The organism is Streptomyces sudanensis (genome assembly GCF_023614315.1).
Taxonomy (GTDB): Bacteria; Actinomycetota; Actinomycetes; order Streptomycetales; family Streptomycetaceae; genus Streptomyces; species Streptomyces sudanensis.
Genome location: NZ_CP095474.1, coordinates 3,396,295 through 3,411,294, shown reverse-complemented (window position 1 = coordinate 3,411,294; position 15,000 = coordinate 3,396,295). Strand labels below are relative to the sequence as shown.

The 15,000-nt window shown below is 75.0% G+C and carries 11 protein-coding genes and 3 pseudogenes (1 of these 14 only partly in view); 8 read left to right on the top strand and 6 right to left on the bottom strand.

Annotated features, from left to right (window positions below; translation table 11 throughout):
* On the top strand, positions 1 to 751 hold the 3' portion of the coding sequence (trpS, locus tag MW084_RS15930) for a tryptophan--tRNA ligase (RefSeq protein ID WP_010475677.1). The gene continues 251 nt to the left of window position 1, outside the view; 751 of the gene's 1,002 nt are visible here — the last part of the coding sequence; the start codon falls outside the window, past its left edge; its stop codon occupies positions 749 to 751.
* Here the strand turns inward: trpS and MW084_RS15925 are convergent.
* On the bottom strand, positions 718 to 1,683 hold the full coding sequence (locus tag MW084_RS15925; protein WP_050986863.1) for a GlxA family transcriptional regulator: 966 nt from the start codon (positions 1,681 to 1,683) through the stop codon (positions 718 to 720). The genes trpS and MW084_RS15925 overlap by 34 nt on opposite strands.
* 139 nt (positions 1,684 to 1,822) lie before the next feature.
* Between MW084_RS15925 and MW084_RS15920 the strand changes: the two are divergent.
* Positions 1,823 to 2,445: pseudogene (locus tag MW084_RS15920) on the top strand (cysteine hydrolase family protein); the annotation flags it as partial.
* Between the two features lie 209 nt (positions 2,446 to 2,654).
* Here the strand turns inward: MW084_RS15920 and proC are convergent.
* From proC to MW084_RS15905, 3 genes are all read right to left on the bottom strand, one after another.
* On the bottom strand, positions 2,655 to 3,464 hold the full coding sequence (gene proC / locus MW084_RS15915; protein ID WP_010475682.1) for a pyrroline-5-carboxylate reductase: 810 nt from the start codon (positions 3,462 to 3,464) through the stop codon (positions 2,655 to 2,657).
* A gap of 109 nt (positions 3,465 to 3,573) precedes the next feature.
* Entirely contained in the window at positions 3,574 to 4,311 is a 738-nt protein-coding gene (locus MW084_RS15910) for an ABC transporter permease (RefSeq protein WP_010475684.1), read from the bottom strand.
* Entirely contained in the window at positions 4,308 to 5,111 is an 804-nt protein-coding gene (locus MW084_RS15905) for an ABC transporter ATP-binding protein (RefSeq protein WP_010475686.1), read from the bottom strand. Before MW084_RS15905 ends, MW084_RS15910 begins: the two co-directional genes overlap by 4 nt.
* 753 nt (positions 5,112 to 5,864) lie before the next feature.
* Between MW084_RS15905 and MW084_RS15900 the strand changes: the two genes are divergently transcribed.
* The 6 genes and pseudogenes from MW084_RS15900 (at position 5,865) to MW084_RS15875 (ending at position 12,461) form a co-directional block, all read left to right on the top strand.
* Positions 5,865 to 6,383: a histidine kinase gene (locus MW084_RS15900; RefSeq protein WP_029553904.1), complete on the top strand. Its 519-nt coding sequence runs from the start codon at positions 5,865 to 5,867 to the stop codon at positions 6,381 to 6,383.
* Positions 6,384 to 6,455: 72 nt separating this feature from the next.
* The gene (locus tag MW084_RS15895; protein WP_029553905.1) at positions 6,456 to 7,301 is read left to right on the top strand and encodes a DUF4097 family beta strand repeat-containing protein; all 846 of its coding nucleotides are present in this window, start codon (positions 6,456 to 6,458) and stop codon (positions 7,299 to 7,301) included.
* Positions 7,302 to 7,440: 139 nt separating this feature from the next.
* Positions 7,441 to 8,242 (top strand): annotated as a pseudogene (locus tag MW084_RS15890) (ABC transporter ATP-binding protein); the annotation flags it as partial.
* A gap of 2 nt (positions 8,243 to 8,244) precedes the next feature.
* Positions 8,245 to 8,454, top strand: a pseudogene (locus MW084_RS15885) (ABC transporter); the annotation flags it as partial.
* Positions 8,451 to 9,236, top strand: a complete 786-nt coding sequence (locus MW084_RS15880; protein WP_010474238.1) for an ABC transporter permease — start codon at positions 8,451 to 8,453, stop codon at positions 9,234 to 9,236. The pseudogene MW084_RS15885 and the gene MW084_RS15880, both read left to right, overlap by 4 nt.
* Positions 9,237 to 9,461: 225 nt before the next feature.
* Positions 9,462 to 12,461 (top strand): AfsR/SARP family transcriptional regulator, encoded by a 3,000-nt coding sequence (locus tag MW084_RS15875; protein WP_078572047.1) that lies wholly within the window; start codon positions 9,462 to 9,464, stop codon positions 12,459 to 12,461.
* 365 nt (positions 12,462 to 12,826) lie between these two features.
* On the opposite strand, the gene MW084_RS15870 is transcribed toward MW084_RS15875, so the two are convergent.
* Both MW084_RS15870 and MW084_RS15865 read right to left on the bottom strand, forming a co-directional pair.
* Entirely contained in the window at positions 12,827 to 13,600 is a 774-nt protein-coding gene (locus MW084_RS15870; RefSeq protein ID WP_029553777.1) for a TSUP family transporter, read from the bottom strand.
* Positions 13,601 to 13,653: 53 nt separating this feature from the next.
* Positions 13,654 to 14,643: a TauD/TfdA family dioxygenase gene (locus MW084_RS15865; protein ID WP_010474241.1), complete on the bottom strand. Its 990-nt coding sequence runs from the start codon at positions 14,641 to 14,643 to the stop codon at positions 13,654 to 13,656.
* Between the last annotated feature and the right edge of the window lie 357 nt (positions 14,644 to 15,000).

The window sequence follows — 15,000 nt, the reverse complement described above, 5'->3', positions numbered from 1 at the left end:
GGACGAGCACGCGCGGCTGTCGTACCTGCTGGAGTGCACGGCGACCGACGGGGAGATGCGGCGCATGATCCAGTACAGGGAGAAGGCGGCGCGGGAGCGGGAGCGGGGCGGGAGCGTACGGCTGTCGCTGCTGACGTACCCGGTGCTGATGGCGGCGGACATCCTCGCGTACGGGACGGACGAGGTGCCCGTGGGGGACGACCAGACGCAGCACGTGGAGTTGACGCGGGACCTGGCGGTGCGGTTCAACCGGCGGTACGGGCGCACGTTCACCGTGCCGAGGGCGACGCGCCCGGCGGTCGGGGCGCGGGTGATGAACCTCCAGGACCCGGCGGTGAAGATGGGGAAGTCCGACGACACCGGGCCGGGCATCGTGTACCTGCTGGACGAGCCGGACACGGTGCGGCGGAAGGTGATGCGGGCGGTCACCGACGGGGGGCGGGACGTGGTGTACGACCGCGAGGGGCGGCCGGGCCCGGCGAACCTGCTGGAGCTGCTCGCCGCCTGCACGGGCGCGGGCGATCCGGCGGAGCTGGCCGGGGGTTACTCGTCGTACGGGGCGCTGAAGCGGGACGTGGCCGACGCGGTCGTGGAGCTGCTGCGGCCGCTGCGGGCGCGGCACGCGGAGCTGGTGGCCGACCCGGCGTACGTGGACGGGGTGCTGCGGGACGGGGCGGCGCGGGCGCGGGCCCTGGCGCGGCCGGTGGTGGACCGGGCCTACCGGGCGGTGGGGCTGGTTCCGGCGCTCTGACGGAACGCGGCGCGGTAGTCGCGCGGGCTGGTGTCGAGGTGGGCGGCGAAGTGCTGGCGCATGGTGACCTCGCTGCCGAAGCCCGCGCGGCGGGCCACCTCGGGCAGGGGGTGGTCGGTGCGTTCGAGGAGCTTCTGGGCGGCGGCGACGCGCTGGGCGACGATCCAGCGGAGGGGGGTGGTGCCGGTGGTGGCCCGGAAGTGGCGGGCGAAGGTGCGCGGGGACATGCCGGCGCGGGCGGCGAGCGAGGCGACGGTGTGGGGTTCGTCGAGGTGGGCGAGGGCGTGGGCCCGTACGGCGGCCAGGGCGTCGGCGTCGCGGTCGGCGCGCGGGGTGGGGTGCTCGATGAACTGGGCCTGCGTGCCGGTGCGGAACGGGGCGGTGACCATGGCGCGGGCGATGGTCGCGGCGGTCTCGGCGCCGTGGACGGTGCGTACCAGGTGGAGGCAGAGGTCGACGCCGGCGGCGGTGCCGGCGGAGGTCCACAGGCCGCCGTCCTCGACGAACAGGGCGTTCGGTTCGACGGTGACGGCGGGGTGGCGGGCGCGGAGGCGGTCGGCGACGTACCAGTGGGTGACGGCGCGGCGGCCGTCGAGGAGGCCGGCGCGGGCGAGGACGAACGCGCCGGCGCACAGCGCGGCGACCGGGGTGCCCCTCCGGTGGGCGCGGCGCAGGGCGTCGAGGACGGGGTCCGCGATGTCCGTGTCGGGGTCGAGGAGGCCGGGGACGACGACGAGGTCGGCCTCGTCGAGCCAGGCGAGGGGGCGGTCCGGGGCGAGGGAGAGGCCGCCGTCGACGGGGACGGGCGTGCCGGGCTCGACGGCGGCGCGGCGCAGTTCGAACGGGGGGACGCCGCGGTCGGCGCGGTCGACGCCCCAGACCTCGGTGACGACGGAGACGTCGAAGGCGCGTACGCCGGGGAAGGCGAGCATCGCCACGCGGTAGGCGGGCACGGGCGCGGGCACGGGTGCGGGCACGGGGCCAGGATGCCATCGCCGGTGGCGGCATCCCATCGGCAGGTGTCGTCAGTGCCACTGGTGGGGGCCCGGGCGGGGGCCGGAGGATTCCGGCATGGAACTGAACGGAAGTGCCGAAGTCGAGGTCGCGGCCGATGCCGCGCTGGTCGTGGTGGACGTGCAGAAGGGGTTCGCGGACCCGTACTGGGGGCGGCGGAACAATCCGGCGGCGGAGGGGAACATCGCCGCGCTGATCGACGCGTGGCAGGGATCGGGGCGGCCGGTGGTGTTCGTACGGCACGACTCGGTGAACCCGCGGTCGCCGCTGCGGCCGGGGCAGCCGGGCAACGGCTTCCAGGACGTGGTGGAGGAGCGGCGGGGGAAGGGCGCGGGGCCCGAGCTGCTGGTGGCGAAGTCGGTGAACTCGGCGTTCTACGGCGAGCCGGACCTGGACGCGTGGCTGCGCGAGGCCGGGGTGCGGCAGATCGTGATCGCGGGCATCCAGACGAACATGTGCAACGAGACGACGGCCCGGATGGGCGGGAACCTCGGGTACGACGTGCTGTTCCCGCTGGACGCGATGCACACGTTCGACGCGACCGGGCCGTTCGGATGGTCGCTGAGCGCGGACGAGCTGTCGCGGGCGACGGCGGTGTCGCTGCACGCGGACGGGTTCGCGCGGGTCGTGACGACGGCGGCCGTGCTGCGGGGCGCCGGGGCGGAGGTGGCCGGGGAGGGNNGATCCCGGCCGGGGAGGGGTGNTCCCNNNNCGGCCGGGCGGAGGCGGGCGGCCCGGGCCGCGACCGGGACCTGGACCTGGACCTGGCGGAGCGGTCGCGGTCGCGGTTCCGGGCGCGGTCCCGGTTCCGGTCCCGGTTCCGGTCGCGGTCCCGGCCCCGGTTCCGGTCGCGGTCCCGGCCCCGGTCGCGGGCGGCGAGGCGGTGGGGTCAGCCGTTGCCGGAAGCCAGGGCGCGGCTGCGGTCGCGGGCGGCTTCCAGGGCGGCGATGAGGGCGGCCCGTACGCCGTGGTTCTCCAGCTCGCGGATGGCGCTGATGGTCGTGCCGGCGGGCGAGGTGACGGCCTCGCGGAGCTTGACCGGGTGCTCGCCGCTGTCGCGGAGCATCACGGCGGCGCCGATGGCGGCCTGGACGATGAGGTCGTGCGCCTGGGCGCGGGGCAGGCCGAGGAGGATGCCCGCGTCGGTCATGGCCTCGACGAGGAAGTAGAAGTAGGCCGGTCCGGAGCCGGACAGGGCCGTCGCGGCGTCCTGCTGGGACTCGGGCACGCGGAGGGTCTTGCCGACGCCGCCGAAGATCTCCTCGGTGTGGGCGAGGTGCTCGCCGGTGGCGTGGGTGCCGGCGGAGATGACGGACATGCCCTCGTCGACGAGGACGGGGGTGTTGGGCATGACGCGGACGACCGGGGTCCCGGAGGCGAGGCGCTCCTCGATGAACACGGTGGTGATGCCGGCCGCGGCGCTGACGACCAGGTGGTCGCGGGTGACGTGGGGGGCGAGTTCGTCGAGGAGCCGGCCCATGTCCTGCGGCTTCACGGCGAGGATGAGGGTGTCGGCGCGCCGGACGGCGTCGGCGTTGGAGACGGCCTCGACGCCGTAGCGGGCGCGGAGCTCCTCGGCGCGCTCGGGGCGGCGGGTGGTGACGAGGAGGTGGGCGGTGGGCCAGCCGGCCCGGATCATGCCGCTGAGGAGGGCCTCGCCGATCTTTCCGGTGCCGAGGACCGCGACTGTCTGGGTCATTGCTCTCTCCTCGCCGTGGGGTGCCCGCGGGACATGCGTGCGGTGGCCATCCTTCCATCCGGGCGGCGACGGCGGCACCGTGCCCGGGCGGGGTGGGGGCGGGACGGTCTCAGGGGGTGCGGCGGCGAAGGGTGGCGGCGCCGAGGACGAGGACCAGGACGGCGCAGGCGGTGACGACCAGGACGTCGCGGAGGAAGTCGCCGGTGACGTCGGGGTGGTGGAGGACCTGGTTCATTCCGTCGACGGCGTAGGACATGGGCAGTGCGTTCGAGACGGCCTCCAGGGCGGGGTGCATCCGGTCGCGCGGGGTGAACAGGCCGCACAGGAGCAGCTGCGGGAAGATCACGGCCGGCATGAACTGGACGGCCTGGAACTCGGACGCGGCGAACGCGGAGACGAACAGGCCGAGCGCGGTGCCCAGGAGCGCGTCGAGCAGGGCGACGAGGAGCAGCAGCCAGGGCGAGCCGGCCACGTCCAGGCCGAGGAACCACACGGCGACGGCGGTGGTGAGGGCCGACTGGACGGCGGCGAGCAGGCCGAAGGCCAGGGCGTAGCCGGCGACCAGGTCGGCCTTGCCGAGGGGCATGGCGAGGAGCCGTTCGAGGGTGCCGGAGGTGCGTTCGCGCAGGGTGGCGATGGACGTCACCAGGAACATCGTGATCAGCGGGAAGATGCCGAGCAGGGACGCGCCGGTCGTGTCGAACACGCGCGGGCTGCCGTCGAAGACGTACCGGAGCAGCGTGGTCATCACCACCGGGACGAGGAGCATCAGGGCGATGGTGCGCGGGTCGTGTCCGAGCTGGCGCAGGACCCGGGCGGCGGTGGCCAGGGTGCGGGGGCCGTTCACGGCTGCTCCTCGGGGGTGACGCGGGCGGTGGCCGGGGCGGTCGCGGTGGCGGCGGCGGCCGCGGTGTCGACCAGGTGGAGGAAGGCGCCCTCGACGGTGGCGGTGCCGTTGCGGTGGCGGAGGGCCTCGGGGGTGTCCTCGGCGAGGAGCCGGCCCTCGCGCAGGAGGAGGAGGCGGTGGCAGCGCTCGGCCTCGTCCATGACGTGGGAGGAGACGAGGAGGGCGGTGCCCCGGTCGGCGGCGATGCGGTGGAAGAGGTCCCACAGGTCGCGGCGGAGGACCGGGTCGAGGCCGACCGTCGGCTCGTCGAGGACGAGGAGGTCCGGGGTGCCGAGGAGGGCGACGGCGAGGGAGACGCGGCTGCGCTGCCCGCCGGAGAGCCGCCCCGCGAGGGCGTCGGCGTGGTCGGTGAGGTCCACGTCGGCGAGGGCGCGGGTGACGGCTTCGGCCCGTCGGTCGCGGTGGCGGCGGCCGGGGTGGAGGACCCGGGCGAAGTAGGCGAGGTTCTGACGGGTCGTCAGGTCGCTGTAGACGGACGGCGACTGGGTGACGTAGCCGATGCGGGAGCGGAGCGCGGGGTCGCCGGCGGGCCGGCCGAGGACGTTCAGGGTGCCGGCGACCTTGGCCTGGGTGCCGGCGACGGCCCGCATGAGGGTGGTCTTCCCGCAGCCGGAGGGGCCGAGGAGACCGGTGATGCGGCCCCGGGGTACGGAGAAGTCGAGGTCGCACAGGACGGTGCGGCCTCCCCGGGTGACCGTCAGGCCCCGGGCCTCGACGGCCGCGCCAGAGTAATTCATCATGTGATGAATAGTGAGTGGGGAGGGAGGCGCTGTCAAGGACCGGACGAGGCGGGGCGAAGGGTGGAACGGGGGCGGGAGCACATCTGATGCTGCCGACGANGAGCGGAGACAGGGCCGAGGTCGGGGCGGGAGCGGAAACAGGGCCGAGGTCGAGGCGGGGAGCGGAAACAGGGCCGAGGTCGAGGCGGGGAGCGGAAACAGGGCCGAGGCCGAGGCGGGGAGCGGAAACAGGGCCGAGGCCGAGGCGGGGAGCGGAAACAGGGCCGAGGCCGAGGCGGGGAGCGGAAACAGGGCCGAGGCCGAGGCGGGGAGCGGAAACAGGGCCGAGGCCGAGGCGGGGAGCGGAAACAGGGCCGAGGCCGAGGCGGGGAGCGGAAACAGGGCCGAGGCCGAGGCGGGGAGCGGAAACAGGGCCGAGGCCGAGGCGGGGAGCGGAAACAGGGCCGAGGCCGAGGCGGGGAGCGGAAACAGGGCCGAGGCCGAGGCGGGAGCGGAAACAGGGCCGAGGCCGGGGCGGGAGCCCTCCCGTGGCATTCGGCGGTCGCGGTGACACCACGTGGCATCGGATGGCATCACGTGGCACCATGCGGAGCCACCTTGCCCCCGAAGGCCCCCCGAGCGCTCACGGCACCGGAGTGAATCCGACCCTCCTCCGGGACGTTTCCGCAGGCAGGAAACCTGCATGGGACTTCACCCCCAGAGAGGCGCCGAGTGGGCTTGCGCATGGCGCCATTGCGGTGTCACTATGGCGTCATGGACCTCACGCCGTACATCGACACTCTCCGCCGGGAACTCGCGGTGGCCGCCGAGGCGGGCGGGGAGGACGCCCGCGAGCTGGCCGAGCGGCTCACCGCGCCGCTGGAGTCGGCGACCCGCCTGACGCTGCTCAACGTCCTCTCCGCCGCGATGGACGAGATCACCCGCGAGCTCGCCCCCGGCTCCGTCGACGTACGGCTGCGCGGGCTGGACCCCGAGTTCGTGGTGGCACCGCCGCCCCCCGGCGGCCCGGCGGAGCCCGCGGCACCCGCCGAACCGGCTCCGGCCGCGGGCCCGGCCCCCGCCGAGGGCGACGAGGGCGGCACCGCCCGCGTCAACCTGCGTCTGCCGGCGCACCTCAAGGCCCGCGCCGAGGAGGCCGCGGGCCGCGAGGGCCTGTCGGTCAACGCATGGCTGGTGCGTGCCGTCTCAGCCGCGGTCGAGGGCGGCGCCCGGCCGCGTACGACGGGCCGGGCCCAGACCGTCGGGCAGAGCATCACGGGCTGGGTGCGCTGACCGCGCCCGCCCCTCTCCCCCACCACTCCCACCGGCGAAAACGCCACGAAGACCCAAGAGGACGGGACAGCCATGCCTTCTTTCGACACTCCCGGACCGATCTCGGCCACGGCGCACCTGGAGGCCGGTTCCCTCCGGTTCACCGCGAGCGACCGCCTCGACACCGTCGTCGAGGTGCGGCCCCGCGACCCGAAGCGGGACCAGGACGTCCGCGCGGCCGACCAGACCGAGGTCACATACGCGAACGGCGCACTGACCGTCAGGACGCCCAAGCAGCGTCACCCGTTCGGCCGGACCGGCACCGTCGACGTGACGGTCGAGCTGCCCACGGGCTCGCACGTCGACGCGACCGGTGCCTGGGCCCAGGTCCTCGGCGAGGGCCGGCTCGGCGAGGTCCGCGTGAAGACCTCGTCCGGCGACGTACGCCTCGACACCACCGGCCCGCTGCGGCTGACCGCCGCCCACGGCTCGATCACCGTCGGCCGGGTCGAGGGCGCGGCCGAGATCACCACCAGCTCCGGCAGCCTGCGCGTCGGCACCGTCGACGGCCCCGCCGTCCTGAAGAACTCGCACGGCACCACGACCGTCGGCACGGCCACCGGCGACCTGCGGGTGAACAACGCCCACGGCGACATCGCCGTCGAGCGCGCCGGGGCCTCGGTGGCCGCCACCACCGCCACCGGCACCCTGCGCGTCGCCGAGGTGGCCCGCGGAAAGGTCCACCTGGAGACCTCGCACGGCGCCATCGAGGTCGGCGTCCGCGAGGGCACCGCCGCCTGGCTCGACGTCAGCTCGGGCTTCGGCCAGGTGCGCAGCGCGCTCACCTCCTCCGACGCCCCGGAGGACGGCGAGGACGCCGTCAGGATCCGCGCCCGCACCCGGTACGGGAACATCGACGTCCTCCGCGCCACGTCCTGAGGACCGCACCCGCCCGGCCGCCCCGCCCNNGGGCCNTNNCNCNNNTACACACCCTTCGGGGCCANNCNNNCNNNNCGGNCGCGCCGCCCCGCCGCGCCCGCCCCGCCCTTCGAACGGAGCACCCATGCCTTCTTTTGTCATGCCCACATCCAAACAGGCCGGGGGCCGCACGCCCTCCGCCGCCATCCGCGCCACCGACCTGCGCAAGTCGTACGGCGGCAGGACCGTCCTCGACGGCATCGACCTGCACGTCCCGGCCGGCTCGGTCTTCGCCCTGCTCGGGCCCAACGGCGCCGGCAAGACCACCACCGTGCGCATCCTGTCCACGCTCGTCGCCGCCGACGGCGGCACGGCCCGGGTCGCGGGCCACGACGTCACCGCGTCACCGGACGGGGTGCGCGCCGCGATCGGGGTGACCGGCCAGTTCTCCGCCGTCGACGGGCTGCTCACCGGCGAGGAGAACATGCTCCTCATGGCGGACCTGCACCACCTCCCCCGCCGCGAGGGACGCCGCACCGCCGCCGGACTGCTGGAGCGCTTCGGTCTGGCGGAGGTGGCGAAGAAGCCCGCCGCCACCTACTCCGGCGGCATGAGGCGCCGCCTCGACATCGCCATGACGCTGGTCGGCGACCCGCGGGTCGTCTTCCTCGACGAGCCGACCACCGGCCTGGACCCGCGCAGCCGCCACACCATGTGGCAGATCGTCCGCGAACTGGTCGCGGGCGGCGTCACCGTCCTCCTCACCACGCAGTACCTGGAGGAGGCCGACCGGCTCGCCGACCGCATCGCCGTGCTCCACGGCGGCCGGATCGCGGCCGAGGGCACCGCCGAGGAGCTGAAGCGGCTGGTCCCCGGCGGGCACGTCCGGCTCCGCTTCTCCGACCCCTCCGCCCACCGCAGCGCCGTCCGCGCGCTGCGCGGGACCCTCCTCCCCCGACCCCNNACCCCTTCGGGCCCCGCCGGCGACGACGAGGCGCTGTCGCTGCGGGTCCCCTGCGACGGCGGCCAGCGCGAACTGCGCTCCCTGCTCGACCGGCTGGACGCGGCCGGCGTCGAGGCGGACGGGCTGACCGTGCACACCCCCGACCTCGACGACGTGTTCTTCGCCCTGACCGGCGGCACCGACCGGCCCTCCGAGGAGGCCCCCCGATGAGTTCCCTCTCCCCCGCCCTGCGCGACTCGTCCACCATGCTGCGCCGCAACCTGCTGCACGCGCGGCGCTACCCGTCCCTCACCCTGAACCTGCTGCTGACGCCGGTCGTCCTGCTGCTGCTCTTCGTCTACGTCTTCGGCGACGTGATGAGCGCGGGCATGGGCGGCGGCGACCGCTCCGCGTACGTCGCCTACGTCGTACCGGGCATCCTGATGATGACCGTCGGGGGGACCACGGTGGGCACCGCGGTGTCCGTCTCCCAGGACATGACCGAGGGCATCGTCGCCCGCTTCCGCACGATGGCGATCCACCCGGCCTCCGTGCTCGTCGGGCACGTCGCCGGCAGCGTCCTGAAGTCGGTCGCCGGGGTGGTGGTCGTGGGCGCCGTCGCCGTGGCCGTCGGCTTCCGGCCCACCGGCGCCACGGCCCCGGAGTGGCTGGCGGCGCTCGGCCTGACGGCGCTGGTCGCCCTGGCGCTCACCTGGATCGCGGTCGGGATGGGCATGGTCAGCCCGAACGTCGAGGCGGCGAGCAACAACGCGATGCCGCTGGTCGTCCTGCCGCTCGTCTCCAGCGCCTTCGTCCCGGTCGACGCGATGCCGGGCTGGTTCCGGCCGATCGCCGAGTACCAGCCGTTCACCCCGGCCATCGAGACCCTGCGCGGACTGCTGCTCGGCGACGGGATCGGGGACGACGGATGGCTCGCGGTCGCCTGGTGCCTGGCCCTCTCCGTGCTCGGCTTCCTCTGGTCGACGGCGGTCTTCCGCCGCGATCCGAGGTGACGGCGGGGCCGCGCGGGCGGTGCCCCGGCGCGGCCCCGGCGCCTTCGCCCGGGAGCGGCCCGCCCTCCCGGGCGAAGGCGCGGGAGGGCGGGCCGGGAGCGGGAACCGGCCGGGTGCAGAGGCATTCACACCTTGTTCACCGGGAGCGTCGGCACGGGCTTCGTTGCATATGTGATCATGCGGAAATAGCGACGAACACAGCGATGCCAGCTCACTGGGGGTGTGATGCCGTTACATGAAGGGCTGCTGGAGCTGCGACTGCTGGGCCCTCTGGAGATCCGCCACCGCGGACTGCCGTACGAGGTGTCGGCACCGCGCCTGCGGACCGTCCTGGGAACTTTGCTCCTGCGGGCGAACGAAGTGGTGCCCGTGGAGCACCTCGCGGACAGTGTCTGGGAGGAGGCCATGCCGGCCAACCCGAGCAACCAGATCGCCGCGTGCATCTCCGCCCTGCGCCGCACGTTCCGTCAGATGGGCGTCACCCGGGACGTCCTGGTCACGCAGCGGCCCGGTTACCGCCTGGCCACGGACGGAGTCCTGCTGGACGCCCTCGCCTTCCGCGAACTCCGCGAGGAGGCGCGCCGCCACCACGAGGCGAACGACCCTCGGCGGGCGCTGTCGCGACTCAGGTCGGCGCTGTCGCTCTGGCGCGGCCCCGTCCTGTCGGGCGTCACGCGCCGGGCGTGGCAGCCGGAGCTGCGGCGGTGGGAGGAGGAGTACATCGCGGCGCACGACGCCCGCTTCGACATCGAACTCGAACTCGGCCTGTACGAGGACCTGATCACCGGGTTGTCCGCGTTCGTCCAGCAGTACCCGCTGCTGGAACGGCCGCGCGCCCAGCTGATGCTGGCCCTGTCCCGTTCCGGCAGGCAGTCGGAGGCCCTCCGGCTCTACCACGACACGGCCCGGCTCCTGCGGGACGAGCTGGGGGTGTCGCCCGGCCCGGAGCTGCGCGGCGCGCACAAGCGCCTGCTCGACGGCACGGAGCCCCCGGCCGCGTTCGGCTCCCCGCCGCCCGCCGCGCGGCCCGCGCCGCCCGCGGCCGGCCGCCCGGCCCGCCCCGACACCGGACAGCCGCGACTCCCCTGCCAGTTACCGGGCGACCTCGGCGAGTTTGTCGGCCGCGAGGACGAGGTGCGCCGCCTGCTCGGCATACTCGCCCCCGGCTCCGCGACCGCGCCGGTGGCCATGGTCATGGGCCCCGGCGGGACGGGCAAGACGGCCCTCGCCGTGCACGTCGCGCACCGGCTGAGACCGGTCTTCGGCGACGGGCAGCTGTACATCGACCTCCGCGGCACCGACACCCACCCGGTGCCGGCCGAGGAGGCCCTGGCGCGCTTCCTGCGCGAGCTGGGCCTCCCGGGTGCCGCGATCCCCGGCACCCTGGACGAACGCGCCACCCTCTTCAGGAGCCTGATCGCCGGCCGGCGCGTGCTGCTGGTGCTGGACAACGCCGGCGACGTCCGGCAGATCACCCCCCTGCTGCCGGGCACGGGGACCTGCGGCGTCCTGGTCACGAGCCGCGTCAGGATGACCACCGTGCCCAACGCCCGGGTGCTGGAACTGGGCGTCTTCGGCCGGGACCACGCGCACGAGCTGCTGGGACGGCTGGTCGGGGAGGAGCGCCTCGCCGCGGAACCGCACTCGGCCGCCGAACTGGTCGGGTACTGCGGCGGCCTTCCGCTCGCCGTGCGGATCATCGGCGCCAAGCTGGCCTCGAAACCCCACTGGCCGCTGCGCAAGGCCGCCGCGCGGCTCGCCGACGAGCGCCGCCGGCTCGACGAGCTGACCCACGAGAGCCTGGAGGTGCGCAGCACCCTCGAACTCTCCCACCGGGGACTGAGCCCGGCCGCGCGCCGGTTGCTGCGCAGGCTCGCGCTGCTGGAGGTGCCCGACTTCTCCGAATGGGTCTGCGCACCGCTCCTGGACGTGCCCGTGGCCGAGGCGGAGGACCTCCTCGACGAGCTGCTGGACACCCGGCTCGCGGACGTCGTCAGCCCGCCCGGCAGCACCCGGCCGCGGTACCGGCTCCACGACCTCGTCAGGCTGTTCGCCCTGGAGCACCTGCGTGAGGCGGAGCCGGAGCCCCAGCAGGAGGCCGCCCTACGGCGGGTCGCGGAAACCGCGCTGGCACTCGCGGGAGTCGCCCACCGGAGGATCTGCGGCGGCGACTTCACGGTGATCCACGGCACGGCCTCGACGGCGCCGGTCCCGGCCGACGTCCTCGCGAAGACGGCCGACGACCCCCTCGGCTGGTACGAGGCGAACCGTTCCACCATCACCGCGCTGTGCCTGCAGGCGGCGGAGCTGGGCCAGGACGAGCTCGCCTGGGACCTGGCGGCCACCTCCCGCTGCCTCTTCAGCGTCCGCTTCCACTTCGACGACTGGCTGCTCACCCACGACAGCGCGCTCGACGCCGTACGGCGGGAGGGCAACCGGAGGGGTGAGGCGGCCCTCCTCCTCGGCCTCGGCGACCTGCACCTCACCCGGCGCCGGTACGACCGGGCCGTCCCCCTGCTCGATGAGTCGCTGCGGCTGTTCCGCACGGTCGGCGACCGCCACGGGTACGCGCTGGCGCTGCGGAAGGCCGCGGGCGCGGACCGGGTCCAGGGCAGGACGGAACGGGCGCTCGCACGCTGGAGGGAGTGCCTTCCGCTGCTGTGCGCCGCCGGCGACCTGGAGGCCCGGACGCAGGTGCTGCGGTGGATGGCCCAGACGGAACTGGAGCAGGGGCGGCACGGGGAGGCGGAGAGCCTCCTGGGGGAGGCGGAGCGTCTCGTGGGGCTCTTCCGGGGACGCAGCGGACCGCAGGTGCACCTCGCCCGGGCCGACCTCCACCTCGCCGAAGGGCGGCTCGGGCCGGCACGGGAGGCGTACGGCAGGGCCCTGGAGGGGACCACGGCCCTGGGGGACCTCAGCGGACGCTGCGCCGCGCTGCTCGGACTGGGAGCGGTCGACGTGCGCCGCGGCGGGCTCGTCCGGGCGGAGGAACGGCTCGGGGAGGCGTTGGAACTCGCCCGGAGCATCCAGGACCCGCTGCTGGAGTCCGAGGTCCTCCTCGCCCTCGCCGCCTCGCGGGAGGCCGCGGGGGACGTCGCCGCGTCGGCGGCCCTGCTGCGGGAGGGAGCGGACCTGTGCCGCCGCATGCGGGCCCCGAGCCGCCTGCGGCGCTTCCTGGACGCGATGGACCGCCGGTCCGCCGCGACGGCCGCCGGCGTGACCTGACCGGGGGTACGGGCCCCCGGCGCGCAGCACCACCCGGCGCGGTGCCCCGCCGTCGTGGGCCACCCGGACGCACCCGCACGGTCGGCCCGCCGCTCCGCCCGCGGAAGCGGAACTCCCCGCCCGGCGTGCTCCGGCGCGCAGGGGAAGCGGCCGGCCGGAATGCGGGCCCGCCGGGCCGCCGGGTCCGTGCGGCGCCCCTCCCGCCGGAGCTCGGCGGCGGGAGCACTCGCCGCCCGCGCACAGGGGCCCGTGCCGTCCCGCCCGGCGCGCGGGCGGTCGGGGCCGTGCGCCCCCGTCGGCGCGGCCCGGCCGGGCGGGCGTCCTCCCCGGGGTCGCGACCCCTCCCGGACCCCGGTTCGCACGCCTCAGCCGAACTGGTCGAATCCCAGCTTGACGACCATGCCCGTCACGACGACGAGGAGCACGGTGCGGACGAATCCGGAACCGCGGCGCAGCGCCGTCCTCGCCCCGAGGCGGGCGCCCAGGATGTTGCACACGGCCATGCCGGCCCCCAGCGCCCACAGCACATCCCCCTGCAGGGCGAACACGGTGAGCGCTCCGAAGTTGGTGCCGACGTTGACCACCTTCGCCAGCGCCGAGCTCTGGAGGAACTCCAGGGACAGCATGCTGGTGAACATGATGATGAGGAACGTGCCGGTACCGGGCCCGAAGACGCCGTCGTAGAAGCCGATCCCGCAGCCCGCGAAGGCGACGACGAGCAGCCTGCGACGGCGGTCGACCGCGTCCGGGTCCGGGTCCGGCAGGGCGCCGAAGCCGGGCCGCGCCGTGACGAACACCGCCACCGCGATGAGCAGCGCCATGATGAGCGGCCTGAACCAGTCGGTCGGCATGGCGGACGCGGACAGCGCCCCGAAACCCGCGGCCGGCACGGCGAGACCGGCCGCGGGCAGGGCGATGGAGCGGTCCAGGCGGGTGCGGCGCGCGTACGTGACGGCCGCGACGGTGGTGCCCGCTATCGCGGTGAGCTTGTTGGTGCCCAGCGCCACGGCCGGCGCCGTCTGGGGAAAGGCGACCATCAGTGCCGGAATGAGGATGAGACCGCCACCGCCCACCACGGCGTCCACCCACCCCGCGGCCGCCGCGGCGACCAGCAGCCCTCCCACCCCTATGGCGTCCAAGGCGCAACTCCCTCTCGTTCGCTGTCCGCTGCCGTCACATGATGCCCCGGCGGTCAGAGGACCCCGGACATCCGCGTCAGGGCGGGCAGGACGCGGGGGCGGGGCATCATGCTCTCCGCCCAGCGCGGGATCGCCCGCAGCGAGTAGCAGCGGCGCAGCCAGCGGTCGCGCCCGTCGAAGCGCGGGGTGAACGCCGACCGTCCGTGCGCCGCGATGTGGTTGTCGACCACCACGAGGTCACCCGGGGCGAGCACGACCTCCCGGCAGCTCTCCTCCAGCGCCTCGGACAGCGCCTTCAGAGCGGCGCGGGCCTCGGGGTCGACGGCGGTGGTGGTGTGCGAGTTGTACCGCATGAAGACGTCGGGCTCCTCGCCGAAGATCACCGGGTGGGGGCCGGAGGCCGGCCGCGGGCCGGGGATGTTGCGGGAGAACGACGTCGGGTAGGCGCTGCTGAAGATGGGCATGCGGAGGATCTCGCGCTGCGCGGGCGTCAGCAGGGGGTAGGCGTGGCGGACGGACGCCACGCGGGTGGCCGCCACGGCGTCGTGGTCCTGCCGTAGGCACAGCAGGCCGAGGAAGTCCGGACGCAGCGGGTGGTGCACGTTCTCGGTGTGGAAGTCGAAGGCCACGGCGCCGCTGTTCTCGATGCGCCGCTCCTCCCCGGGGACGGGGTGCACCTCATGGATCAGGGAGCCGGACTTCTCGTCCTCGTAGCCGATCAGGGTCCCCAGCAGGTCGGCCACCAGCATCAGCAGGCCGGTCGTACCGTGGCCCGCCAGGTGCCGGCCCCCGTGCTCCCGGGGGGTGGCGGGCACCTCGCCCACGGGCAGTCCCCGGACGAGCACCAGCCCCTGCGGGGACGCGCCGGCCGAGAAGTCGACCAGTGCACCGCGCAGCCCGGCCGGCACGTCCAGCAGGAGGTCCGCCAGCTCGACCGTCTCGGCGTTCTCCAGGGCCGCCGCCTCCGTGGCCAGCTCCCGGACGCGGGACGCCTCGGCCTCCCGCAGGCGGTACTCGCCAGGTGCCTGAGTCTTCACACGCATCGTTCGGTTTCCTTCCCCCACGCGGTCTCTTGCCTGGTCCGGCAAGCAGGGGAAACGCTAGAAGCGGGCGGTTCCGCTTCGGTGTCCGACTCGTTCCCGGACGATGTCCGCGGCCGACATCGGACCCGCCGGACCCATCGGACCCCGCAGGACCCGTCGCGGCGGCACCCTGCCGGTCCGGTACCACCGCGGGGACGCCACGGGCACGGACGGGCACCGCGACGGACCGGAGCCGGACACGGGCACGGGCAGGCACCGCGGCAGACCGGAGCCGGACACGGGAACGGACGGGCGCCCGAACGGCACCGGGCTCCGTCCGGCCTCCCGCGCCCCGGTTGCCGCCGCCGGCCGGCGGGG